The sequence below is a fragment of the Shewanella mangrovisoli genome (assembly GCF_019457635.1).
Lineage (GTDB): Bacteria > Pseudomonadota > Gammaproteobacteria > Enterobacterales > Shewanellaceae > Shewanella > Shewanella mangrovisoli.
This window is the reverse complement of sequence record NZ_CP080412.1, coordinates 1,016,879-1,040,057: the sequence shown is the minus strand read 5'-3', so window position 1 is coordinate 1,040,057 and position 23,179 is coordinate 1,016,879. Positions and strand designations below refer to the sequence as shown.

17 protein-coding genes are annotated in these 23,179 nt (G+C 48.6%); 5 read left to right on the top strand and 12 right to left on the bottom strand.

The annotated features are described in order from the left end of the window. Positions 1-3: 3 nt before the first annotated feature. The 4 genes from K0H60_RS04600 to cobA form a co-directional block, all read right to left on the bottom strand. Positions 4-1,728 carry an SLC13 family permease gene (locus K0H60_RS04600; RefSeq protein WP_220057421.1) on the bottom strand — a complete coding sequence of 575 codons (1,725 nt, stop codon included), beginning with the start codon at positions 1,726-1,728 and terminating at the stop codon, positions 4-6. A 3-nt stretch (positions 1,729-1,731) separates the two neighbouring features. Beyond that, positions 1,732-3,174, bottom strand: a complete 1,443-nt coding sequence (cysN, locus tag K0H60_RS04595) for a sulfate adenylyltransferase subunit CysN (RefSeq protein WP_086902092.1) — start codon at positions 3,172-3,174, stop codon at positions 1,732-1,734. 129 nt (positions 3,175-3,303) lie between these two features. Beyond that, entirely contained in the window at positions 3,304-4,212 is a 909-nt protein-coding gene (gene cysD, locus K0H60_RS04590; protein WP_220057420.1) for a sulfate adenylyltransferase subunit CysD, read from the bottom strand. Between the two features lie 78 nt (positions 4,213-4,290). Then, positions 4,291-5,121: a uroporphyrinogen-III C-methyltransferase gene (gene cobA, locus K0H60_RS04585; protein ID WP_220057419.1), complete on the bottom strand. Its 831-nt coding sequence runs from the start codon at positions 5,119-5,121 to the stop codon at positions 4,291-4,293. Between the two features lie 430 nt (positions 5,122-5,551). On the opposite strand from cobA, the gene K0H60_RS04580 reads away from it, so the two are divergent. Continuing rightward, positions 5,552-6,436: a phospholipase A gene (locus tag K0H60_RS04580; RefSeq protein ID WP_088210987.1), complete on the top strand. Its 885-nt coding sequence runs from the start codon at positions 5,552-5,554 to the stop codon at positions 6,434-6,436. Between the two features lie 186 nt (positions 6,437-6,622). Further along, positions 6,623-8,170 carry a S41 family peptidase gene (locus K0H60_RS04575; protein ID WP_220057418.1) on the top strand — a complete coding sequence of 516 codons (1,548 nt, stop codon included), beginning with the start codon at positions 6,623-6,625 and terminating at the stop codon, positions 8,168-8,170. Between the two features lie 53 nt (positions 8,171-8,223). On the opposite strand, the gene K0H60_RS04570 is transcribed toward K0H60_RS04575, so the two are convergent. The 5 genes from K0H60_RS04570 to K0H60_RS04550 form a co-directional block, all read right to left on the bottom strand. After that, entirely contained in the window at positions 8,224-9,960 is a 1,737-nt protein-coding gene (locus K0H60_RS04570) for a hypothetical protein (RefSeq protein WP_220057417.1), read from the bottom strand. Positions 9,961-10,327: 367 nt separating this feature from the next. Then, the gene (gene mtgA, locus K0H60_RS04565; protein ID WP_220057416.1) at positions 10,328-11,113 is read right to left on the bottom strand and encodes a monofunctional biosynthetic peptidoglycan transglycosylase; all 786 of its coding nucleotides are present in this window, start codon (positions 11,111-11,113) and stop codon (positions 10,328-10,330) included. A gap of 676 nt (positions 11,114-11,789) precedes the next feature. Next, positions 11,790-12,587: a phosphoadenylyl-sulfate reductase gene (locus K0H60_RS04560; protein WP_011715997.1), complete on the bottom strand. Its 798-nt coding sequence runs from the start codon at positions 12,585-12,587 to the stop codon at positions 11,790-11,792. Continuing rightward, positions 12,580-14,277, bottom strand: coding sequence for an assimilatory sulfite reductase (NADPH) hemoprotein subunit (cysI, locus tag K0H60_RS04555; protein ID WP_011625339.1), 1,698 nt, complete (start codon positions 14,275-14,277; stop codon positions 12,580-12,582). Before cysI ends, K0H60_RS04560 begins: the two co-directional genes overlap by 8 nt. Positions 14,278-14,349: 72 nt before the next feature. After that, positions 14,350-16,161: an assimilatory sulfite reductase (NADPH) flavoprotein subunit gene (locus K0H60_RS04550; protein ID WP_220057415.1), complete on the bottom strand. Its 1,812-nt coding sequence runs from the start codon at positions 16,159-16,161 to the stop codon at positions 14,350-14,352. A 417-nt stretch (positions 16,162-16,578) separates the two neighbouring features. On the opposite strand from K0H60_RS04550, the gene K0H60_RS04545 reads away from it, so the two are divergent. The 3 genes from K0H60_RS04545 (at position 16,579) to K0H60_RS04535 (ending at position 20,143) form a co-directional block, all read left to right on the top strand. Beyond that, on the top strand, positions 16,579-18,105 hold the full coding sequence (locus K0H60_RS04545) for a Re/Si-specific NAD(P)(+) transhydrogenase subunit alpha (RefSeq protein WP_088210993.1): 1,527 nt from the start codon (positions 16,579-16,581) through the stop codon (positions 18,103-18,105). Positions 18,106-18,116: 11 nt separating this feature from the next. After that, positions 18,117-19,601: a Re/Si-specific NAD(P)(+) transhydrogenase subunit beta gene (gene pntB, locus K0H60_RS04540; protein ID WP_220057414.1), complete on the top strand. Its 1,485-nt coding sequence runs from the start codon at positions 18,117-18,119 to the stop codon at positions 19,599-19,601. Positions 19,602-19,756: 155 nt separating this feature from the next. Continuing rightward, positions 19,757-20,143 carry a hypothetical protein gene (locus tag K0H60_RS04535; RefSeq protein WP_220057413.1) on the top strand — a complete coding sequence of 129 codons (387 nt, stop codon included), beginning with the start codon at positions 19,757-19,759 and terminating at the stop codon, positions 20,141-20,143. A 127-nt stretch (positions 20,144-20,270) separates the two neighbouring features. Here K0H60_RS04535 and K0H60_RS04530 read toward each other — a convergent pair whose 3' ends face one another. The 3 genes from K0H60_RS04530 to hldE form a co-directional block, all read right to left on the bottom strand. Continuing rightward, positions 20,271-20,750, bottom strand: coding sequence for a TetR family transcriptional regulator (locus K0H60_RS04530; RefSeq protein ID WP_011623828.1), 480 nt, complete (start codon positions 20,748-20,750; stop codon positions 20,271-20,273). 153 nt (positions 20,751-20,903) lie between these two features. Next, the gene (locus K0H60_RS04525; RefSeq protein ID WP_220057412.1) at positions 20,904-21,731 is read right to left on the bottom strand and encodes a hypothetical protein; all 828 of its coding nucleotides are present in this window, start codon (positions 21,729-21,731) and stop codon (positions 20,904-20,906) included. Then, positions 21,728-23,158: a bifunctional D-glycero-beta-D-manno-heptose-7-phosphate kinase/D-glycero-beta-D-manno-heptose 1-phosphate adenylyltransferase HldE gene (gene hldE, locus K0H60_RS04520; RefSeq protein WP_220057411.1), complete on the bottom strand. Its 1,431-nt coding sequence runs from the start codon at positions 23,156-23,158 to the stop codon at positions 21,728-21,730. Before hldE ends, K0H60_RS04525 begins: the two co-directional genes overlap by 4 nt. Between the last annotated feature and the right edge of the window lie 21 nt (positions 23,159-23,179).

The window sequence follows — 23,179 nt, the reverse complement described above, 5'->3', positions numbered from 1 at the left end:
TCATTAAAACGGAAAGATAACTGGCACCATAAAAATCACTATCAAGGAATAAAGCACAGATAGCGGTAGCCCTAAGCGCAAAAAGTCACTGAAACGATAGTTGCCCGCGTTAAACACCATCAAGTTAGTTTGATAACCGTAGGGCGAAATAAAACTGGCACTGGCCCCAAACACTACCGCCATAATAAATGGCCTTGGATCGACGCCATAATTCAGCGCCACCGCATAGGCAATCGGAAAGGCCAAGGCCGCCGCAGCATTATTGGTAACGAGTTCTGTCAGCAGCAGCGTAACTAAATAGACGCCCACAAAGGCGCCAAACACCCCATAACCATTGATGGTATCGAGCAAGCCTTGCGCTAACCCATCGGCAAGACCAGTGCTCATCATCAGATTCGCCAACCCTAAGGCACTGCCGACTATCACCACTAACTCCAGTGGGAAGCGACGCTTAAGCTCCGACAAGGTCACGGCGCCAATGGCAAAGTAGCTCAGCAGTAATAGCACCAAACCCTTGGCCAGCGGTAATACGCCAGTCAGACTAAGCACAATCGTGAGCACAAAACTGCTTAATACAAAACGGCTGCGGCGGCTGTCTAAGCGCACATTTAAATCGAGCCCGCTGACGGCGGCAAATTCGGTACTCAGCTTAGCATTGGTGCTAAAACCATCCCCCGGCGTCAGCAGTAACACATCGCCCGGTTGCAATACGATATCGCCCAAACCACCTTTTAGCGGATGATGACCGCGACGAATCGCCATTACAGCCGCATCAAACTGTTCGCGAAAGCGAGACTCCTTTAAGGTACTACCCACTAGGCTCGATGAAGGGGCCAACACGGCTTCGACTAGGTTTTGCCCTTTTGCTTGATGTTTGCCAAACCAATCTAGGCCATCGAATTGATGCAACAGCTCCACCGACTCCACCGCGCCACTGAAACGCAGCACATCGTCCGCCTGTAACACTAACTGTGGTGGAACCGGACAAATACAAATACCGCTGCGCTCAAGCTCAACTAAATAGAGCTTTTTCAGGGCTCTTAATTTGTTATCCACCACGCTGCGCCCAACTAAAGACGAGCCTTTGGCCACGTGGGCTTCCAGCAGATAGGGCAGTGTCTCTTCGGTCGAATCCTCTCGCCTGTCGGGTAAGGTATTAGCCAGCACAATCAGCAGCACTATGCCTAACAGCACAATCAGCATGGCCACTGGGGTGAACTCAAAGAACCCCAGCGCAGGCAAGCCCGCATTCTCGACAAACGAGTTGACGATAAGGTTAGTGGAAGTACCAATTAAGGTCAGCGTACCGCCCAGAATCGCCGCATAGTTAAGTGGCAACAACAACTTAGCTGGAGCATGGGCCTGATTGCGGCGCACCACCCCAATCAAAGATGCAACGACGGCGGTGTTATTGGTAAAAGAGGACAGCAGCGCCGTCGAAAACCCCAATTTTGCCATAGTCACCGCAAGCGAATTATTGCCAATCACTTGGCTTAACTTGCCCAGCAGTGAAGTTTTTTCCAGCGCCGTCGCCGCCAGCACCAATAACACCAATGTGACTAAACCTGTGTTGGTAAAGCTAGTGAGCGCCGTGTCGAGTGATACCATTCCTAGGAGGTAACAGAGTAAAAAAGCAAATAAAAACAACACAGCGGGATTAATGCGGCCGGCGATTAAGCCAGCCACTAATCCAAACAGCACTATAGCTAATAGCCACAAGTCACTCACGTATTAGGCTCCAAGCTTTGAAATATCAATCGCTTGCCAATGCGGGAAGTGCTTACGCACCAGCGCATTAAACTCGATTTCAAAGGCGCTAAATTGTGAAGACGCTTGCTTGTTCACATGCTGACCCGATACCACCATCACAGCCGCAACAGTAGCATTGGATAAACGGTCAATCAGGATCATGCCGCCAGTATCACGCACCAGCGAATAGGCATCGAAGACGATATCTTCGGTCAGCTCTAAGGTCACGCGGGCGATGGCATTGAGCCCTAAAGTGTCGGCGCTGCTGCGCGCAAGCGTGTTCACATCAACCACATAGTCGATGGCCGTAACAGAGGCTTGGGTCTTCTTACCCGCAACTTTAATGTCGTATAACTGGCCGAGTTGTAATGGTTTTTCATCCATCCACACTAGGTCAGCCACGATTTGATTGGCAACCTGTGGCGCACTCTCTGGCAGTGCCAGCAAGTCACCGCGGGAAATATCGATTTCATCTTCTAAGGTGATAGTGACGGCTTGCCCAGCCGTTGCTTCGGCGAGATCGCCATCGAAGGTCACAATGCGTTCAACCTTGCTACGCTTACCCGAAGGCAGCGCAACCACCTCGTCACCCACCTTGATGACACCAGAGGCTAAAGTACCGGCAAAACCACGAAAATCGAGATTTGGACGCGACACATATTGCACTGGGAAGCGTACAGGCAAGGCGCTGAGTTCACGTTGAGTATCAATGGTTTCGAGTAGCTCCAGCAGTGTGCCGCCCTGATACCAAGGCGTATGCAGACTCGGCTCAACCACGTTATCGCCATTGAGCGCTGATAAGGGCACAAAGTGGATATCTAAGTCGCCAAAGTCTTTTACAAACTCACTGAAATCATTACGGATACGATTAAACACTTGCTCATCGAACCCGAGTAAATCCATCTTATTAACCGCGACCACAAAGTGACGAATACCCAGCAAAGAGGCAATAAAGGCATGACGCTTGGTTTGAGTCTGCACGCCGTAACGCGCATCCACTAAGATCACCGCTAAATCACAGGTTGAGGCGCCAGTCGCCATATTACGGGTGTACTGCTCATGGCCAGGGGTATCGGCGATGATAAACTTACGCTTGTCGCTTGAAAAATAACGATAAGCGACATCGATAGTAATACCCTGCTCGCGCTCGGCTTGCAGACCATCCACCAGCAAAGCCAAGTCTATGGCCTCGCCCGTTGTGCCCATCTTAGCGCTATCATTTTTTAAGCTGGCGAGTTGGTCTTCGTAAATCTGCGCGCTGTCATGCAGTAAACGGCCAATCAGGGTGCTCTTGCCATCGTCTACGCTGCCGCAGGTTAAAAAGCGCAACAAACCTTTATGTTGTTGCTGGGCTAGATATTCTTTTACCCCGTGCTGGCTGATTTCTGCCGCCATACGATTGGTTTTATTGACCGCTTTATCCATCTTTATCTCACTCTTATCTTGCTCAACTGTTCGTGAAGTCACTGGTACTCGATTGCTCTAAAAGCCTTCATCGGGACATTCACGAAATCGGTTTAATCTGTCTCTAACCTGCGCTCGAAATGCCTTGGTTTAGAAATAACCTTGGCGTTTCTTCTGCTCCATCGATGCACTCTGATCCGAGTCAATCAACCGCCCTTGGCGTTCGCTCGAGCGAGTTAACAGCATTTCTTCGATGATTTTTTCGAGATTATCCGCCTGCGAATGCATCGCCGCCGTCAATGGATAACAACCTAAGGTTCTAAAACGCACCACCTCATGCTTGATGGTTTCGCCTTCCTCGAGCTTCATACGCTCATCGTCGGCCATAATTAACTGACCGCCACGCTCAACCACAGGGCGCTCGGCGGCAAAATACAGAGGCACTAACTCAATGTTTTCTTGATAGATATATTGCCAAATATCGAGTTCGGTCCAGTTAGATAAAGGGAAGACACGAATACTTTCCCCCTTATTAATCGCGCCGTTATAGGTGCGCCACAGTTCGGGGCGCTGATTCTTAGGGTCCCATCTATGGTGACGATCGCGGAACGAATACACCCGCTCCTTCGCGCGGGACTTTTCCTCATCGCGGCGCGCACCACCGAATGCGGCATCGAAACCATATTGGTTTAAGGCTTGTTTTAAGCCTTGGGTTTTCATGATGTCAGTGTGCTTGGCACTGCCATGATCGAAGGGGTTAATCCCTTGGGCAACGCCTTCTGGGTTGGTGTGGGTCAATAATTCAAAGCCGAACTTTTTCGCCTGCGCATCACGAAAGGCGATCATCTCTTTGAATTTCCAGCCCGTATCCACGTGCAGCAAGGGGAATGGGATCTTGCCGGGATAAAAAGCTTTACGCGCAAGGTGTAACATCACCGAAGAATCTTTTCCGATGGAATACAACATTACTGGATTGTCGAATTCGGCAGCGACTTCACGAATGATCTGAATGCTTTCGGCTTCCAGTTGTTGTAAGTGGCTTAATTCACGCCCGGCCATACTCTTCTCCGTTTACCTAAAATGGGCTGCGACAGGCAGCTGGATTTAACTTAACTATTTCTAAAAAATCTGATTTAACTAAATTTTTGCCACAATCTTGGCGGCATCAGTGGTATCGGGTGCTGACTCGCCTTCACCCTTAGGTTGGAACCAGTTTAAGCTGTCAGCCAGCGCAACCACTTCGCCAATAATCATCAGGGCGGGCATTTGTAATTGCGGATCGGCCGCGAGCTGCTCGAGTGAATCTAATTGGCCAATAAAACGCTGCTGCGACTGAGTGGTCGCCTTAGAGACAATCGCCACTGGGGTTTGCGGGCTACGGCCAGCATCGATTAATCCTTGACGAATAATGCCCGCATTTAAAATCCCCATATACACAACTAAGGTATTGTTTGGATTAGCGTACCCCTGCCAGTCCATCGGACGGCTTTCAAGCTGACAATGGCCAGTAATAAAGGTTACCCCTTGAGCATAATCCCTGTGGGTTAATGGAATGCCCGCATAGGCCGAAGTGCCACTGGCGGCGGTAATGCCAGGAACCACTTCAAATTCGACGCCCGCTTCGACTAAGGTTTGTAACTCTTCACCACCACGACCAAAAATAAACGGATCGCCGCCCTTGAGGCGTACCACGTTTTTACGGGTATAGGCTTTCGTCACCAATAACTGATTAATTTCATCTTGTGCAGCACTATGCTTACCGGCACGTTTGCCGACGGCAATCTTCTCTGCATCCTTAGGGATCAAATCGAGGATATCTTGGCTGACAAGTGCATCGTATAGCACAGCGTCGGCGGACTTAAGAATGCGCCAAGCCTTGAGGGTTAAGAGTTCAACGTCTCCGGGGCCTGCGCCAACCAGCCAGACTTTGCCCTTCGCCCTTTGGCCCGGTAAAGATAAAATTTCCATCACATTCCCCGATATGAGATCAATGTGTAGCAATATAGCCCTAGTTATATTCCTTAATAAATATAAAATCATTAATTGTTATATCAAAAAGAAATAACAGCAGAACTTCGAATTCAGCCAATTAACTATAAGTGAGGGCGGCAAAAGTGCCATATGCCTAAAAATCATTTAACTAAATGAAATAGCTAGATAAAGTATGCTTTTAAGGCGAATATATCGGCAATCAAAACTTGCATCAGCTCACATAACCGCACTATGTTATTGCAAAAAATTCTACTTAGTTGCTTCTTTAGACCACGAAAATAGGCTCCATCTCGCCAGAACGGAATAAGACACATGGCAGGATTTCTCATAATAAATCCACAAACTAATGTTAAGCTGGGTAAACAACGAGAAAGCGTAAGGCAAACAGACACATCAAGGAGGGCCGATGTCCCTATTTTATAAAGGTATCGCATTAATTGGGCTGTTAACTTGTACTGGACTTCAAGCGGAAGAATCCCTCGTTAAAGGACGGGTACAGGACGAGCTAGCCACCTCAGAACGTCCATTCGTGATCACGCCGCATAAAGTGAATTACATTTTACCCGCCACTTACAACCCCGATCCCAATATGGCGCCCTTCGCCCAAGATGCGGCCGAAAACGACTACACCCTGGACGAAATGGAAGCTAAGTTCCAGATAAGCTTTAAGTTCCCTATTTGGTACAACGTCTTTGGTGACAATGGTCACCTGTTTTTTGCCTACACAAACCAATCCTACTGGCAGCTGTATAACAAGGATATTTCTTCTCCTTTCCGTGAGACTAACCACGAACCCGAAATCTTTATGCTGTTCAACAATGATTGGAAAATCGGCAGCGTGACTAACTCCTTCTGGGGTTTTGGCGCTGTGCATCAATCTAACGGTAAGTCAGGGTTATTATCCCGTAGCTGGAACCGTATCTATGGCACCATGATCTTCGATGCCGGCCCGCTGGCCTTTGCCACTAAGGTGTGGTGGCGTATTCCAGAGGACGAAAAAACCGATATCCATCAACCCCGCGGTGACGATAACCCCGATATTGATGAATACATAGGTAAAGCCGAGTTTGTAGGGGTTTATGGCATTGATGACCATAGATTCACCCTCACCCTAAAAACTAACTTTAAAGATATTGACCGTGGATCGGCAGAATTTACTTGGAGTTACCCGATAATCGGTAATTTACGCCTTTATACTCAATACTTTAACGGCTATGGCGAGAGTCTTATCGACTACAACTACCATAACCAACGCATAGGTATCGGCCTATCACTCAACGATATTCTCTAACGATTCAACCGTGACAGAGCACAAAAAACAGCCATAATTCTATGCTGACTTGCCAAAACTGCTGCTAAATTGCTCAAACGGATATGAGCAAAAGGTACGCAAAGACGATTTTTATTGCCAAAATAGGCATTTACATCGATAGTCGCACACCTTTTTAGCCGTAAAAGTAAGTGGTCATGGAGGAATATGAATTTTAGCTATCGCACTGTCGTGACGTTACTGGGCGTGATCATTTGCGCGAGCCTTATTAGGCTCGCGTTTTTCGCTATTCCTGAAAAAGCACAACCCACGCTAACGACCAAAGATATTCGTCAAGATCTCTATATTCTGTTCGACCAAATTGAGCAACACTCGGCATTTTACGCCCTAGACCCACAAGCTAATGAGCAGCAGCTCAAACGACTGGCAGGATTAATCACAGAACAATATCAAGATGTTGTGCCTAAAGAGCGCTTCGCAGCCGAGCTCACTAAGCTACTTAATACCTTAAAAGACCCAGGGACACAGGTTGCGAAAGTCGAAAATAGCAGCGGTGAACTGCCCTTAACACTCAGGCCTGTCAACGAGCAATGGCTCGCCTTGGACAGCAAAAATAACCCCATCAGCGCCGATTTCCCCTTTATTACCCATATCGATGGCATCCCCTTAAGCAAATGGATTTCGGCCAGCCAAGCCTACTTATCAGAGCCAGCGAAAAACAGCCAAGAGATGCAGCTGATTTGGCTCAAGCGACTCAATTTATTGCGAGAGGACTTAGGCTTAAGCATCAAACCTCATGTGCTTATCAGCTTGATTAATGATGATTTGCAGACCACGCAAGTGACTATCGCCCTGCCGCAACCATCGAAAACCATAGTTAAACCGATTGAGGATGAGACTGAACTGAGTTTTGAAAGCCTGATCACCCAACTCGATAATTTGGCCCCGACGGCGCCAATCAGGCCTGATTACTCATTGGAGCAGATCAATCCAGCGACTGCACGACTCAAGATAGATGATCTCTATGGCTTTGAACTCGATAAGAGGCAACAAGACGCCCTACGCCAAGGCATGGAACAACCCTTATTGATAGTCGATTTAAGGCAAGCAAGGGGCTTTAGCCCTAAATTACTGACCATGTTATCGCGTTATCAAGATGCCCCTCAAAATGCGACGCCCTATACCTCAGCCATGACACAAATAATGGGCTTTGCCCATTATCGCCGCTCACCAGAACTGAGGAATGATTATTTAAGGCCCCTAAACTTTAGGCCGCTCGAGGCACTGGAACTCAGCTCGCCTCGACTTAAGGTACTAACGAGGCGTCTGCCAAGCATAGATGAAAGCCGATTTAGCCCTTGGTTTGTCCGCACGAAACCCGAAGTTTCAGCTGAAGGCAATAATCGCCTTGCACTGCTAGTAAGCCCTTTATGTAAACAGGAATGCGAGTGGATAGCCTACCGCACAAAAGCTTGGTCGAGAGTGAATCTGATTGGGGAGAAAACCTCAGGAGATTTTGCCAGACAATACCAACTCACCTTACCTAACAGTGATTTAGATGTCCGCTTTAGCAGCTCACTCACCTATGACGCCGCAGGTGAATTGCTTTCAGGAAAAGGCACAGAGCCGGATATTTGGCTGCCACAGAACAGCGATATTGAATGGCAAGGATTGGTCAGTTTAGTGCGCGCCGCGAAACCGAAATCCATAGACTCGCCCCTCGGTTCTCAACCTAAGTTAGCGCAAGCCAATTAACAAAAAAGCCAGCAATCAGCTGGCTTTTCAATTAACACTCTAAAGCATCAAGCTTACTTCTTCTCGCTCGCCTTTGAGTTCATCACAGAACCAAACACTATGCCTTGTTTGTTCACATCGAAACTCATTTGCACGCGCATATTGTAATCTTTCAGCATTTGCAGCTCTTCAGGAATCGGCTCGCCAGTCAGTTCTAACAGGGTCAGTACTGGGGTAAACATCTTACCGTAATCAGCCGACATGCTGTAAAGCCCATTGGCCGATGGCTTCTCGCCAGCCAGTTTATTGGCTAACGCTAAGCCTTTATCGCCAGAGTAAACCACTAAGTGTTGTCCTTTAATCGCCAGCATCGGCTTGATGTTCATCTCAGGCGGCAACATTAACAGTGGTGATAAATCGGTAGGCTCGCCATTATCCGCAACTTGCAGTTCAGCCAGCATTGGAGCAAAAGGCTTCACCATATTGAACAGCATTGAAGGATTATCAGCCGTTAAGCTCACTAAGGCATCTAAGCTTTCAAGCTTAGGCTCTTGGTCTTGTGTGCTCATCTTATAATCGAGCAATGACAGGCTCACACCTTTAACGCCGTTAGCCATACCAGTAAACATACCTAACATAGCAGGGCTTTGTTGGCTTAACTCGGCTTGCAGCTCGGCAAGCGGTGCACAGGTTAACTGCGGCTTTTGCAGGTCATCCCAGATCGCCGTCAGTGAAGGCGCAACTTCGTTAACATCAATCCCCAGCCCCATAGAGAAGATAGTGCTGTTAATATCGGCTAAGTGGGTTGGAATATAGCCGCGCATTTTTTGCAGCGCGGTTAAGATTGCTTGGTTTTTACTTTCAACCACAAAAGAAGCTGCCATATGGCTTTCTTTTTCGGTCGAGCTAAATGCGGTTAACCCAGCAACAGTACGAGGCCAGTTGGCGGCAATGGCGGTTAGCTCAGCTTTACATTCAGGAGTACGGATCTCTGCAAAAGGATCTTCACCTTGGCTTTCTTCTGCCATGAACTGAGTGAGCTGTTTGCCTAGCATATTGCCATCGGGAGAGGTAATCGCTTTAACAATCTCTACGTGGTTGATAAAGCTGATGCTATCTTCCATAAAACCATGGGTTTTGATGATGTCTTTCAGCATGCCTGAAGCGGCTAAGGATTGAGTCGGTTTCTTTAATCCAAATGCCATTTCTAAGATTTCGGGCTCAATCGTTGTGCCAGACAAGGTCACAGTTAAGATGCCATCTTTATGGGCAAATAACAGGTCAACCTTCTCAGTAGAACCTTCTTCGGCCAGTGAATAAGCGCGATAATCAACGCCCGCCAAGGTGCGCTTCTCATGGGTGAAGCCGCTGTCTTTCTCGGCTTTATCCAAGACGGCCCAGAATGCATCGATTTGATCCACATTGGTTTTAAGAACTGGGATCACACCTAAGGTATAGAAAAAAGGCTCGACTTCATTTGGTAAACCAAAGGTCTTAAGCAATTGGGTTGGATTTTTTATCCCATCCATATACTGCGTATAGATACTGACAAAAAACTTGGCCATAGGGCTATCTAATGCGCCTAACTCTGCCAGAGAATCTGTTGAATATTGCTGGTAATTGCCAGAAATAGATTGCAGGTAGTTTTTCAGTGGGAAAGGTTTTAACTGACCTGAAAATACTGGGGTGTCGGCAGGGATATAATCAAGCAAAGGATTGGCCGAAGCACTCGAGCTAGTTCCATGCTGAGTGTACCAATAAGCACCTGCTCCCGCTGCAATAATTGCCGCAGCAATAACAATCTTCTTCATCTAAAACTCCATTTAATAACCGTCAAAGTGACAAAAATAATACCGAAAGCACTCACCTTCGGTATTTAAATACTGACCTGTTGTCATTCCTTTTTACACGCATCATGGCAAACCAACATCCGACACAAGCTAAAAATTAGCGAGGGGAATAGCCAAAGGACTGAGTGTATTTGAAGGGGAAATTCGTGCGTTAATTTACCATTAATTAACCTAGGATGCGAATCAAGCTGCGCAATTAAGGCAAATTCGCTTGGCAAACTAAATGAAATTTACATTCAGAGCCTAATTCATCTTGAGGATAAAGTTCATATTAACGATAAAGCGCATGGCATATTAATAAGACGAAAGTTATCGCCTTATTTACCCGTTAATCGGCCTGATGAACACGATTAAGAGTCACTTCCCCTAACTGGCGCATTTGCTTACGGATCCAAGCGGAGCGCTGCTCAACATAGGGTGAAGGCGGCGAGACTTTATAACGCCAAGGATTAGGCAATACCGCTGCTAATAATGACGCCTCATAACGGGTTAATTTGGCGGCACTCTTACTAAAATAATGTTTCGATGCGGCTTCGGCGCCATATATTCCGGGGCCAAATTCGACGATGTTCAAATACACCTCGAGTATGCGCGACTTATCCCAAATCAATTCCATCAACAGGGTAAACCAGGCCTCAATTCCCTTGCGGATAAAACTGCGGCTCGACCACATAAACAGGTTTTTCGCCGCTTGCTGACTTAAGGTACTCGCACCACGAACCTTGTTGCCTTTTTGGTTATATTCAATGGCCGAACTTATCGCGGCTAAATCAAACCCCGTGTGACTGGCAAACTTTTGATCCTCTGCGGCAATCACGGCTAATTGTAATTCAGGGGAGATTTGCTCGAGTGAGCGCCATTGATGTCGCACTTCTGTCACTGGCGCGGGCGGGAATAATGCCCGTTCAATCCGCCAAGTCCACATCGGCGGGTCAATAAAACGCAGTAGCACCACGCTTAAAATGGAGGCGAGTAATAAGCCTAAGATGAGTTTAACGAGCCAAGCGACTATGCGCTTAAGGCCGCGTGCTTTGGGCTTGGGCGCTGGGCGATTAGATTTATTCCCTTGAGGACGATGAACATGATCGCGCGTGGCATACATAGGGGCGGTCATCCAGTAATCCTCATCAATAATTCCATCAAAGGGGCCATATGCGGCGGCATTAGCCACTCAGCATAAAATAGCACAGTGTAAGTTGATGATAATATTGTCATAAACAGCGCCAAAAACCGAGCTGAATTGATGAATTAACGAAATAAACGATGTTAACTATGTTGACTCAACCTCGGCAGCTTTGACCACAGCTGACCGAGGTGAAATGGGCAGATTAACGAGGGCTAGCAAGTCAATCAAACTGCTTGATACTCGCGGCGGCGAGCAAGGTCTTTTGGAAGTGCGACTGTTTTCCGTCTCGTTATATCGTTACACAGCAAACTAAGCCCATAAATAACGATATTCAACAACTTAACTTGGCAAAATACCGACTAGGGCATATCTGCGCAGTAAACTCCCTCAAAACCATCTACGGGAACTTTGTAATATAGCTCAGAACATTCTAATGTGCATAACTCTGTGAGTAAAAATGTACAAAAATTTTACTACTGGTGAACAAGCCTTAACTAACTCTGTGAAAATAAAATTTATCTGACTTTAATGACGCCAGAATGACACTCAAAATACTTTAACGGCCAAATCGCTGAAAAATTAAGCAAAACATTCTTTTGGCGACATAAAATAAAAAATGCCACAGGTAATACTGTGGCATTTTTCTATTAAATCAGATAGATGGTTATATTTCGTAATGCAAACCGCATTCGCGTTTTAAGCCATTAAAGCGGGTTTCTTCTTCAGTCATCCCTAATTCTAAGGGTTTACTCGAATGGGTATCCCCAACAGAAACATAACCTTGATCCCATAGAGGATGGTAAGGCAAGTCAAATTGCGTCAGATACAGGTGCACATCTTTGTTCGACCACTCGATAATCGGCAGCAGCTTAAAGCGAGTTCCGTGGATAGCCAATATCGGTAACTCTTCGCGTGTGCTCGACTGACTGCGGCGAAGTCCCGCAAACCAAGTGCCGACTTCAAGTTCTGCCAAAGCACGTTGCATCGGCTCCACTTTATTCAGTCGATTGTAACGCTCGAGCCCATCTAAGCCCTGCTCCCACAGCTTGCCAAAACGCGCCTCCTGCCATGCCGAGGTCATTGGCGCTTGGTAAACCTTGAGGTTTAAGGATAAACGCTCGGTTAGCTGGTCAATAAACTGATATGTCTCAGGAAAGAGATACCCAGTATCCGTTAAGATCACCGGAATATCCGATTGCACCTGACTCACCATATGCAGCATCACCGCCGCTTGGATCCCAAAACTGGATGACAGCGCGTGATTACCCGGCAAATAAGCTAAGCCCCAGAGCACTCGCTCTTGAGCCGTCAATCCGGCCAAGAAGCGATTAATGCGCTCCAGTTCTGCTTGCTGCACATCCTTAGGCGCCGTCAGCAGCGCTTTAAGTTCGCTGTGACTTACCACGCTCTGCAACGCGTTCGGCAAGCCAGAACCCGTTACCCCAGAATCAAGATCAGCCATGGAAATCCTTAGCGGCATCTATTACCGCCTTCACTACGCCCGTGCGGACGGTGAAGTTACCAAAGGTTTCGCCTGCATTACGCTCAACCGCGTAGCGGGCAAATAATGCATCCAATTCAGCAAGGATCTCAGCCTCTTGGATATTCTCTCTGTACATCTTATTCAGGCGAGTACCTTCGAAGTTCGCCCCGAGATACAGGTTATAGCGACCTGGCGCCTTACCCACTAAGCCGATTTCGGCGGCAAATGGGCGGGCGCAACCGTTTGGACAACCGGTCATACGCACCACTATGGCTTGATCGCTAATACCATTTTTAGCCTGCAGCGCATCGATATGGTCGATAAATTCAGGGAAATAACGCTCAGCTTCCGCCATCGCCAATGGACAGGTTGGCAAGGCAACACAGGCAATCGAATGACCGCGAGTTTGGGTCAGCACTTGGCCGAGTAAACCGTGTTTACGGGCAAGGCCTTCGATGGTCGCTTTATCCTCGGGAGCCACACCCGCAATAATCATATTCTGGTTTGAGGTCATGCGGAAATCGCCCTTGTGGATCTTCGCGATTTCACGCATGCCGGTTTGCAAACTCTTACCGGGCACGTCTTTAATGCGGCCGCTTTCAATAAACAGGGTTAAATGCCACTTACCATCGACGCCTTCGACCCAGCCATAACGATCGCCGCGATCGCCAATCACCACATCGCGCTTAGGCTCAAATTTAACGCCAGCACGGGCTTCCACTTCGGCCTTAAACTTCTCATAACCATGGTCGACGATAGTGTACTTAAGGCGCGAACGCTTACGATTGGTACGATTACCCCAGTCACGCTGCACTGTCATCACAGCTTCGGCAAACTTCATCACATCTTCAGTTTTGATAAAACCAAAGTCATCGGCCAAGCGCGGGAAGGTTTCCACTTCACCGTGGGTCGAGCCCATGCCGCCACCTGCTGTCAGGTTAAAACCGACTAATTCGCCATTTTCGGCCACCGCAATAAAGCCTAAATCGTTGGTGTAGACATCAACATCGTTATCCGGTGGTACGGCAACGGCCATCTTAAACTTACGTGGCAAGTAGGTCTTGCCGTATACAGGTTCAACGGTTTCGTCTTCTGTGGTCAGTAACTTCTCTTCGTCTAGCCAAATCTCGGCGTAGGCGCGAGTGTGGGGCAGCAGGTGATCAGACAGCTTTTTCGCGACTTCATAGGCCTGCGCATGCAGCTTAGATTCCACCGGATTCGGGTTACACATCACGTTGCGGTTAACGTCACCACAGGCGGCGATAGAATCGAGCGCCTCACGGTCCAAGCCTTGAATAATGGTCTTGAGGTTACGCTTTGGAATGCCGTGGTATTGGAACGTCTGGCGCGTCGTTAAACGAATGCTGTTAGAGCTAGTAAGCGTCGAGGCAATTTCATCCACACCTAACCATTGCTTAGGTGTACACACACCGCCTGGCACGCGAGCACGTAACATAAAGCTATATAAAGGCTCGAGTTTTTGCTCTTTACGTTCGTTACGTAAATCGCGGTCATCCTGCTGATAGAAGCCGTGGAATTTGATCAATTGCTGATCGCCGTCGCTAAAACTGCCCGTCACCGAGGAGTCTAATCCCTCTTTAATAGTGCCACGCAGATAATCACTGTCGGTCTTTAGGTATTCGTTTAATGCTAACTTTTGCTCACTCATGGCAACTGCCTCTTAAAATTCGTTCGGCGGCAGTATCTCAGTGGATACTGCTCTATCTTTGGGATCAATTAATTAGTACACGTCTTTTTGGTAACGTTTATGACTGCGCAGAGTCTCGAAATATTCTTCCGCCGCCTCGCTCGACAGTCCGCCAAACTCCACCGCAACCGCTAATAGGGCTTGATGTACGTCTTTAGCCATACGCTCGGCATCACCACAAATATAAAGATGCGCCCCATTTTGCAGCCATTGCCACAGGGTTTGTCCCTGTTCTTTAATGCGGTGCTGCACGTAAATCTTATGGGCCTGATCCCGCGAAAATGCCACATCAATACGGGTTAAATCGCCGTTTTTCAGATACTGTTGCCACTCGGTTTGATACAGGAAGTCCTGCTCAAAGTGAGGATTACCGAAGAATAACCAGCTATCGCCCTCAGCGCCTTGCGCCACGCGCTCCTGCATAAAGGCGCGAAACGGCGCAACACCAGTACCAGGACCAATCATGATGACAGGCGTTTGTGGATCTTCAGGTAAACGGAAATGCTTGTTCGGTTCAACATACACTTTTACTTCGGCGCCTTCCTGTGCCGAGGCTAAGAAATGCGATGCGCCGCCAAAACGGGCTTGCCCTTGGTGCTCATCCTCCACCAAGGCCACTGTCAGATGCACTTCGGTATCGACTTCACTCTGGCTCGAAGCGATGGAGTAGAGTCTTGGCGTTAATGGGCGTAATAGCTCCACTAACTTGTTTGCATCCAGATTAGCATCGGCCTTGAGCTGGTAGTTTGCCACTAAGTCTGCAAATTGATGATGTAAGATAAACTGGCGAACCTGTTCTTTATCTTCGCTAATAGCAAGCAGCTCAGGGCTTGCGGACAACTCGGCCCAGGCTTTGACTAAACCAGGATATAACTGTGTCAGCTCTTTCTTCTCGATTAAGGCTTGTTTGAGGTTGATTGACTCATTACCGACGGTCACAGTGGCATCGGCCGCTAACCCTAAGCCAGCTAAAATCTCATCGACTAAGGTGTCACTGTTGCTAAACCACACGCCAAGGGCATCACCGACTTCGTAACGCAGTCCTGACTCGCCTAAATCGATTTCAACGTGGCGTACGTCTCGGTCTGAACCGCGTCCGGTGATCTTCTGGCTCACCAACACTTCGGCACTGTAAGGGTTTTGCTTCGTAAATTCGCTTTCGCTGGCAGCTGGTGCCGAGCCGGTATCATTGAGCGCCACCACGTTAGCCGTGGTTTGAATGAGTGGCTTCACCGCAGTGAGCACATCGGCGTGCCACTGTCCGGCCGCAGCCTCATAGTCCACATCACACTCAACCAGAGGCAGCAGCGCTTTGGCGCCTAAAGCCGACAGACGGGCATCGAAATCTTTACCGGTTTGACAGAAAAACTCATAGCTCGAATCGCCCAGTGCCAACACTGAGTAATGTAAGTTGTTTAATTGAGGTGCACGTTTTGATGCTAAAAACTTATGTAATTCAATCGCATCATCCGGCGCTTTACCTTCACCATGAGTACTGACCACCAGCAATAACAAGGTTTCTTGCTTGAGCTGACGCACATTGTATTCACCCATAGAGGCTAAATTCACGCCATAGCCCTGTGCTTTTGCCTTCTCGGCCAAAGCTTTGGCAATGCCACGGCCATTACCGGTTTGGCTGCCATAGAGAATGGTCACTGTCTGCGCCGCCTGTGCGTCTGACACGGGCGCGAGCTGGGCCTGATTGCCCGCATTGGCCGTTGCGGCTAAATAACCGCTCACCCAAGCAAGTTGCACCGCGTTTAATTCAGCGGTGAGTTGTTTCAGCTTTTCGACCTGCGGTTGCGACAGGGGTGAAGCCAGTGATGAAAGTTCTTTTAACAACATGAGACGGCCCTATGACAGTGTAATGTCCAGCAGATTAACGTGGTTTTAGAAAAGCAAAAAAGAATAATATTTGATTTTTAATTCCATTTTGGAATATACAAAGTGCAAAATTTAAGCTACAAAAGTGTGCACTGGTTAAAAGTTTTTGATACGACCAGTTCAGAAATGACCAGCTTGAGCAATATACGCTTGTGTCAAACCAAAGTATTGCCACAATGGTGACGAGCCTGCTGTACAGTGACCTCTGTTGCTCGCAAAGAAGTTTGTTTTCAAGCACAAATTTCATACCAAGATTGAATGCGCTAACTGCCACAACTGAATAAACGAGTTCATTCTTATCGCGGCCTAGCCCTACCTAGGTTTAGCTCAGGGGAAGCACTCAGGCGGAACGATTATATAAACCACCAGGGAGTAATCATGCAGATTGGAATACCGAGAGAGAGTCTCGCCGGTGAAACTCGGGTCGCCGCGACCCCTGCCACCGTCGAACAACTTAAAAAGCTCGGCTTTGAAGTTGTTGTTGAGGCCAATGCTGGCTTACTGTCTAGCTTTGACGATGCCGCTTTTGAAGCCGCTGGAGCGAAGATCACGGCAGAGGTTTGGCAAGCGGATCTGATTTTTAAAGTCAATGCACCGACCGATGCTGAAATTGCGCAAATTAAAGAAGGCGCGACCTTAATCAGCTTTATCTGGCCCGCTCAAAATGCTGAGCTGGTCGAGAAACTGTCTAAACGCAACATCAATGTGATGGCGATGGACATGGTGCCACGTATTTCCCGTGCCCAATCCCTCGATGCTCTCTCTTCTATGGCCAATATCGGCGGTTATCGCGCCGTTGTTGAAGCCGCGCACCACTTTGGCCGTTTCTTTACCGGACAAATTACCGCCGCGGGTAAAGTTCCTCCGGCAAAAGTGCTGGTGATTGGTGCCGGTGTGGCGGGTCTTGCCGCCATTGGTACCGCAGGTTCGTTAGGGGCTATCGTTCGCGCCTTCGACACGCGCTTAGAAGTGGCAGAACAAATCGAATCCATGGGTGGCCAGTTCCTTAAACTGGACTTCACCAATGAAGATGGCAGCTCATCGGACGGTTACGCTAAAACCATGTCGGACGAGTTTATCGCCGCCGAAATGGCACTGTTTGCCGAGCAAGCCAAAGAAGTCGATATCATCATTACCACAGCGCTGATCCCAGGTCGCCCAGCACCTAAGCTCATCACTAAGGCGATGGTCGACAGCATGAAGCCCGGCTCTGTGATTGTCGATATGGCCGCGCAAGCGGGCGGTAACTGTGAATACACTCAGCCAAGCGAGCTGTTTGTGACCGAGAATGGCGTTAAAGTCATCGGCTTTACCGATCTCCCCGGCCGCCTGCCCGCGCAGTCTTCACAGCTTTACGGCACTAACTTAGTCAACCTGATGAAGTTAATGTGTAAAGAGAAAGATGGCGTCGCTAGCATCAACTTCGATGATGTAGTGATGCGCAATATGACAGTGGTCAAAGCGGGCGAAGTGACCTTCCCGCCACCGGCGATTTCGGTGTCGGCAGCGCCCGCCAAACCTGCGGCTAAGGTTGAAGCCAAAGCGGCAGAGGCCAAAAAGCCATCCAAGCTTAAGTATATTCTCGCCGCCCTTGGCGCTGCGGGTTTTGCCGCGGTTGCTTCGGTTGCTCCGGCCGAGTTCTTATCCCACTTTACGGTTTTTGTCCTGTCCTGCGTGGTGGGCTATTACGTGGTGTGGAACGTCTCCCACTCACTACATACGCCTTTAATGTCAGTGACTAACGCGATTTCGGGCATTATCGTGGTCGGCGCCTTGCTGCAAATAGGACAAGGTTCAACCTTGGTCACTGTGCTGGCGTTTATCGCCGTGCTGATCGCCAGTATTAACATCTTCGGTGGCTTCACCGTCACTCAGCGCATGCTGAAGATGTTCCGTAAAGATTAAGGGGGTATAACGTGTCTCAAGGACTGGTAACAGCAGCTTACATTATTGCCGCCGTGCTCTTTATCTACAGTCTCGCAGGATTGTCGAAGCAAGAAACGGCCAAACACGGCAATTTATTTGGTATCACAGGTATGGCCATCGCCCTACTGGCGACCATTTTTAATCCTGACACCAGCGGTGTCGCCTGGATTATTGTCGCCATGGTGATTGGTGGTGCCATCGGCGTGCGTTTAGCACTTAAAGTCGAAATGACGGAAATGCCTGAACTTGTCGCAGTACTCCACAGCTTTGTGGGTATGGCGGCGGTATTAGTGGGCTTTAACAGCTTTATCGACCTACACCCAGAGCAAGTATCGCAAGTGGTTGTGGCCGTTGGCGGAGATATCAACTCCACCTTAGCCGCAGTGCAGGATGCGCTAAGCGAAGCGGCCAAAGCCGCCGAGAAAGCCCATTTGACTGGCGCTATGCTCAACATTCACTTAGTGGAAGTGTTCCTCGGGATCTTTATCGGTGCGGTGACCTTCACGGGTTCTATCGTAGCCTTCGGTAAGTTACGCGGATTAATTTCCTCAAAACCTTTGATGTTGCCACATCGCCATAAACTGAACCTCGCAGCGGTATTGGTATCATTGGCACTATTGGTTTACTTCGTACAAACGGGTGGCACTATGCCTGCCCTACTGTTGATGACACTTATCGCCTTCGCTTTTGGCTGGCATTTAGTGGCTTCAATCGGCGGTGCGGACATGCCAGTTGTGGTCTCAATGCTGAACTCCTACTCAGGTTGGGCGGCAGCGGCAGCGGGCTTTATGCTGTCAAACGATCTGCTGATCGTGACAGGAGCGCTCGTGGGCTCATCGGGTGCGATTCTGTCTTACATCATGTGTAAAGCGATGAACCGCTCGTTTATCTCGGTTATCGCAGGTGGATTTGGCACCGATGGTGTGGCCTCATCTGGCGATGAAGAAATGGGCGAATACCGTGAAACCAACGCCGAAGATGTGGCTGACATGCTGAAAAACGCAACTTCTGTCATCATCACCCCAGGCTATGGTATGGCAGTGGCGCAGGCGCAATATCCTGTGGCTGAAATCACCCAAAAACTGCGTGATCGCGGCGTGAAGGTACGCTTTGGTATTCACCCAGTAGCGGGTCGCTTACCTGGCCATATGAACGTACTCCTGGCCGAAGCCAAAGTGCCCTACGATATCGTGCTCGAAATGGACGAAATCAACGAGGACTTTAGCGATACCGACGTAGTGCTCGTCATTGGTGCCAACGATACGGTGAACCCTGCGGCGATGGAAGATCCGGGCAGCCCAATTGCGGGCATGCCAGTGCTCGAAGTGTGGAAAGCGCAAAACGTGATTGGCTTTAAACGCTCGATGAACACGGGTTATGCGGGTGTACAAAACCCACTGTTCTTTAAAGACAATACCCAAATGCTATTCGGCGATGCCAAGGCTAGCGTTGAGGCGATTTTAAAAGCGCTGTAATGCTTAAGTTTGCTTATTAATCATAAAGGGAGCCACTTGGCTCCCTTTCTCTTTTCCCCAACTTAGGGATATGTTTTCACACGTTTTTAAGCAAGCTCAGCTAGTCTCTGCGCAACTTGCTTGTGGTCGACCCCATTCATTGAAAGGATAGCTTGATGCTGCTTGGATTATTTATGCTGTCGGCAATTTTGATTAAAACCTCGCTGCTGGGGCTCGGCTGGATATCGATTGGTATTGGCCTCGGTGGTTATCTGTTTTGCCGCTATTACCGCCTCAATCTCGCCGCTCGCTTGGTGCAAAAGTTTAAGCGTCTCTTTATCACAGGGGCGATATTGCACTTACTCTTGTACCTTGGGCTTATCATTAAACTTTTCCTTATCGATAGTATTGAGGATATTCCAGCCTTCTTTATCAGCCATTTGGTATTCCATCACGCCCTTTGCGCCCTGATAGCCGCGGCGCTGACCTTTATGGCTGTCGGCGTTTATCTTACCCAACAAAAGTTAAAACAAGCGCAGCTGTCTCCATTACAACTTAACTAACTGCAAATTAACTAACTTAAGAATGCACAAAGCACTAGCTCCACTGCGGATAAAACCAACCGCCCTTTGCCAAACCATAGAAACAAAAAAGGAGCCTAGGGCTCCTTTTTTGTGGTGATGCTTAAAATTATGCCGCTTTGGCAACATCAAAATTAGACAGCAGCATGACCGCAGTACGGCCTAATAGGTGATTGATGGTGCGATCGCCGACCAATCCTAATTCAGCAATGGCTTGCTGACGTGCTGTGCTGACCGCTCTGAAGAGGGTGATTTCGTTATTCGCGCCACCACAGAGGCTGAAGAATAATCTTAGCACTGCGCGGTAATGCTCTTCTTGCATCGCTTTCATCCAAGAGGCTTCTAAGGCTTCTTGGCTAGAAAAGTCGAGCGCGGCAACAAATAAATTGCCAATACGACTATCTAAACGGATTAAGAAGTCATTTTTACGCGGAAAGTGATGACTAATACCAGTGCGGCTAATCCCCGTTGCTTCAGATAACGTGGTATAAGACATAGTCTCAAAGCCAATAGTCAAAATTTGTCTTAACGCTTCATCCATAATCTGATTTATGGTCTGCTCAGTCTGTACTCGCGAGCGCTTAGCCATAGTAAAGTCTCCCGTTGTTCTTTTTCTGGGGTAGAGCTTACCAAAGCCTTTCAGGGATTACTGCTGTTTGGAAACGCCAAACAAGTGTATTTCGCTTTTGTTCAGCTAGGGTTCAGTTTGAAACAGGGAGATTTATCGATTCCGTTTACATATTCACAACATTGAATTTTGTACTAACCAGTCGTGTGCTTTTGTCTCCCCCATCAGCAGTGTCAGTGTCGGGGTAAGGTAACGCCCAAGATCCGGCTTGCGCCAAGATAGGTATGCTGGCAGGGGTTGCAGCACGGTCTCGCCAAAAGTCCGCTGCATTAAACTCGAATATTCGCGTAATATCTGTGGCTCAATTTGTATTATTTTAGGATAAAAATCGGCGACAAAATCACGATATTGACTGTAATGAGCAATCTGACCCACTTGATACTTTCTTAACACTTGTATCATCATAGGACTGGTCCAGTGAGACATATACTGCGAACTTGTTAACGCCGCAAGGTTGCGTCTGTGATATTGCTGCCAGGCTAAATCAAGATTGCCCTTGGCCTTAGCGACACGCCAAACAAGGTAGAGATCCGCCAACCACTCATGCTGATAAGCTGTTAATTCTTTAGGTAATAAACTGCCCTGCAAGGCCAGATTTTCAAGGTGTCCTAGCTCATGCCACAGGGTCAATAATGCCTGTTCTTTGAGGTCATATTGATAGGTTATGCCATCGATATTGAGCAATTGAAACTCTGGTGTTTCTCGCTCATTTACCAGGATTAAACCGGAGAAATAACTATTTTCGACGGGTAACACCATGGCACTGCGAAGCCCAAGTTCAGTTTGAAACAGGGCTTCACTGCGGGGGAGTTGTTCACGAACCTGATTAGGAAAGCTTGCCAGACACTGACTCAATTGCGCTAACGGGCAAATTAACGCCTGCTTGTCGCCAATAGGCACCCAAGTCAGGCTAGAGATCAGTGTCAGGGCAATGAGACTCACTGTTTTGCCATGATATTTTGGATAATGGCCGTGGTTGATATCCCGTCTTCAAACCCTAACACTTGAACTTGGCCACCCGCGGCGATCACCTCGGCGCCCCCGGCGATATCCTCAACCTTATAATCTCCTCCTTTGACGAGGAGATCGGGGAGTAATCTGGCGATAATCCGCTGTGGCGTGTCTTCAGTAAAAGGCACAACCCAATCGACGGCGGCTAATCCCGCTAACACCGCCATACGTCTATCCACTTGATTGACTGGGCGGCCTTCGCCTTTTAAGCGTTTGACCGAAGCGTCATCATTCACGGCCACAATCAATCTGTCACCTAAGGCTTTGGCTTGCTTGAGGTAACTGACGTGCCCCGCGTGCAGAATATCGAAGCAACCGTTAGTCATCACCACTTGCTCGCCGCGCAATTTGGCTTGCTCTAAGGCATAGGCAAGTTGATCTTCACTCACTACCCCAAAACCCGACTCACCGTGGTGCAGTGCTAAGGCTTCAATCAGCTCGATGCGAGACACGGTTGAAGTACCTAATTTACCCACCACAACCCCTGCGGCGGTATTGGCAATGGCGCACGCCTGCGGCAGTTCTGCGCCCGCAGCGAGTGAGGTCGCCAGAGCTGAAATCACAGTATCACCGGCGCCTGTCACGTCATACACCTCACGGGCCACAGTAGGGATATGTAACTCTGGGGCATTGGCCGTCACTAAGGTCATGCCCTTTTCGGAGCGAGTGACTAAGATAGCGTCGAACTGATGCTTATTGAGTAAGCCACGGGCCTTTTCGAGTAGATCCGCCTCAGAAGTTACCGCGCCAACAACGGCTTCAAATTCACTCATATTGGGTGTGATGAGTGAAGCGCCATGGTAACGGCTAAAATCGGAACCCTTTGGATCGACAAGCACTTTCACGCCTTTAGCGCGAGCCAGCGCAATAAAATCCTGCGGCTTATCAATAGCGCCCTTCGCATAATCCGACAGCACCACCACATCGACCGAATCGAGTAAGGCTTCGGATTGTTTAAGCAACCGCTCACTATCCTGCTTATCGAAGGACTCTTCAAAATCGAGGCGAATGAGCTGCTGATTACGCGACAATACCCGCAGTTTGGTAATGGTCGGTTTATCGGCAATATTCAACCACTGTGGCTCAACGCCCAACGCTTGCACGCCAAGGGTTAACGCCTTAGCGGTATCATCCTCCCCCACTAACCCCGCCAATTGCACTTGGCCGCCTAGGGTCGCGATATTTAGCGCCACGTTGGCCGCACCGCCCGGTCTGTCTTCGACTTGGTTAATCTTCACCACAGGCACTGGCGCTTCGGGCGAGATACGTCCCGTTGGCCCAACCCAGTAGCGATCTAACATCACATCGCCGACAACTAACACTTTGGCTTTTTCAAATGCTGGCAGAGAAACCTTCATAGCGCTCTTATCTATTGCAGA

Excerpts from the sequence above, each read along its gene's own strand:
- K0H60_RS04560 (WP_011715997.1), bottom strand. The coding sequence starts at position 12,587 with ATGGCTGATCTTGATTCTGGGGTAACGGGTTCTGGCTTGCCGAACGCG.
- K0H60_RS04575 (WP_220057418.1), top strand. The coding sequence starts at position 6,623 with ATGAATTTTAGCTATCGCACTGTCGTGACGTTACTGGGCGTGATCATT.
- K0H60_RS04570 (WP_220057417.1), bottom strand. The coding sequence starts at position 9,960 with ATGAAGAAGATTGTTATTGCTGCGGCAATTATTGCAGCGGGAGCAGGT.
- K0H60_RS04535 (WP_220057413.1), top strand. The coding sequence starts at position 19,757 with ATGCTGCTTGGATTATTTATGCTGTCGGCAATTTTGATTAAAACCTCG.
- cysN (WP_086902092.1), bottom strand. The coding sequence starts at position 3,174 with ATGGATAAAGCGGTCAATAAAACCAATCGTATGGCGGCAGAAATCAGC.
- hldE (WP_220057411.1), bottom strand. The coding sequence starts at position 23,158 with ATGAAGGTTTCTCTGCCAGCATTTGAAAAAGCCAAAGTGTTAGTTGTC.
- cobA (WP_220057419.1), bottom strand. The coding sequence starts at position 5,121 with ATGGAAATTTTATCTTTACCGGGCCAAAGGGCGAAGGGCAAAGTCTGG.
- K0H60_RS04580 (WP_088210987.1), top strand. The coding sequence starts at position 5,552 with ATGTCCCTATTTTATAAAGGTATCGCATTAATTGGGCTGTTAACTTGT.
- mtgA (WP_220057416.1), bottom strand. The coding sequence starts at position 11,113 with ATGACCGCCCCTATGTATGCCACGCGCGATCATGTTCATCGTCCTCAA.
- K0H60_RS04530 (WP_011623828.1), bottom strand. The coding sequence starts at position 20,750 with ATGGCTAAGCGCTCGCGAGTACAGACTGAGCAGACCATAAATCAGATT.
- K0H60_RS04550 (WP_220057415.1), bottom strand. The coding sequence starts at position 16,161 with ATGTTGTTAAAAGAACTTTCATCACTGGCTTCACCCCTGTCGCAACCG.
- cysI (WP_011625339.1), bottom strand. The coding sequence starts at position 14,277 with ATGAGTGAGCAAAAGTTAGCATTAAACGAATACCTAAAGACCGACAGT.
- cysD (WP_220057420.1), bottom strand. The coding sequence starts at position 4,212 with ATGGCCGGGCGTGAATTAAGCCACTTACAACAACTGGAAGCCGAAAGC.
- K0H60_RS04545 (WP_088210993.1), top strand. The coding sequence starts at position 16,579 with ATGCAGATTGGAATACCGAGAGAGAGTCTCGCCGGTGAAACTCGGGTC.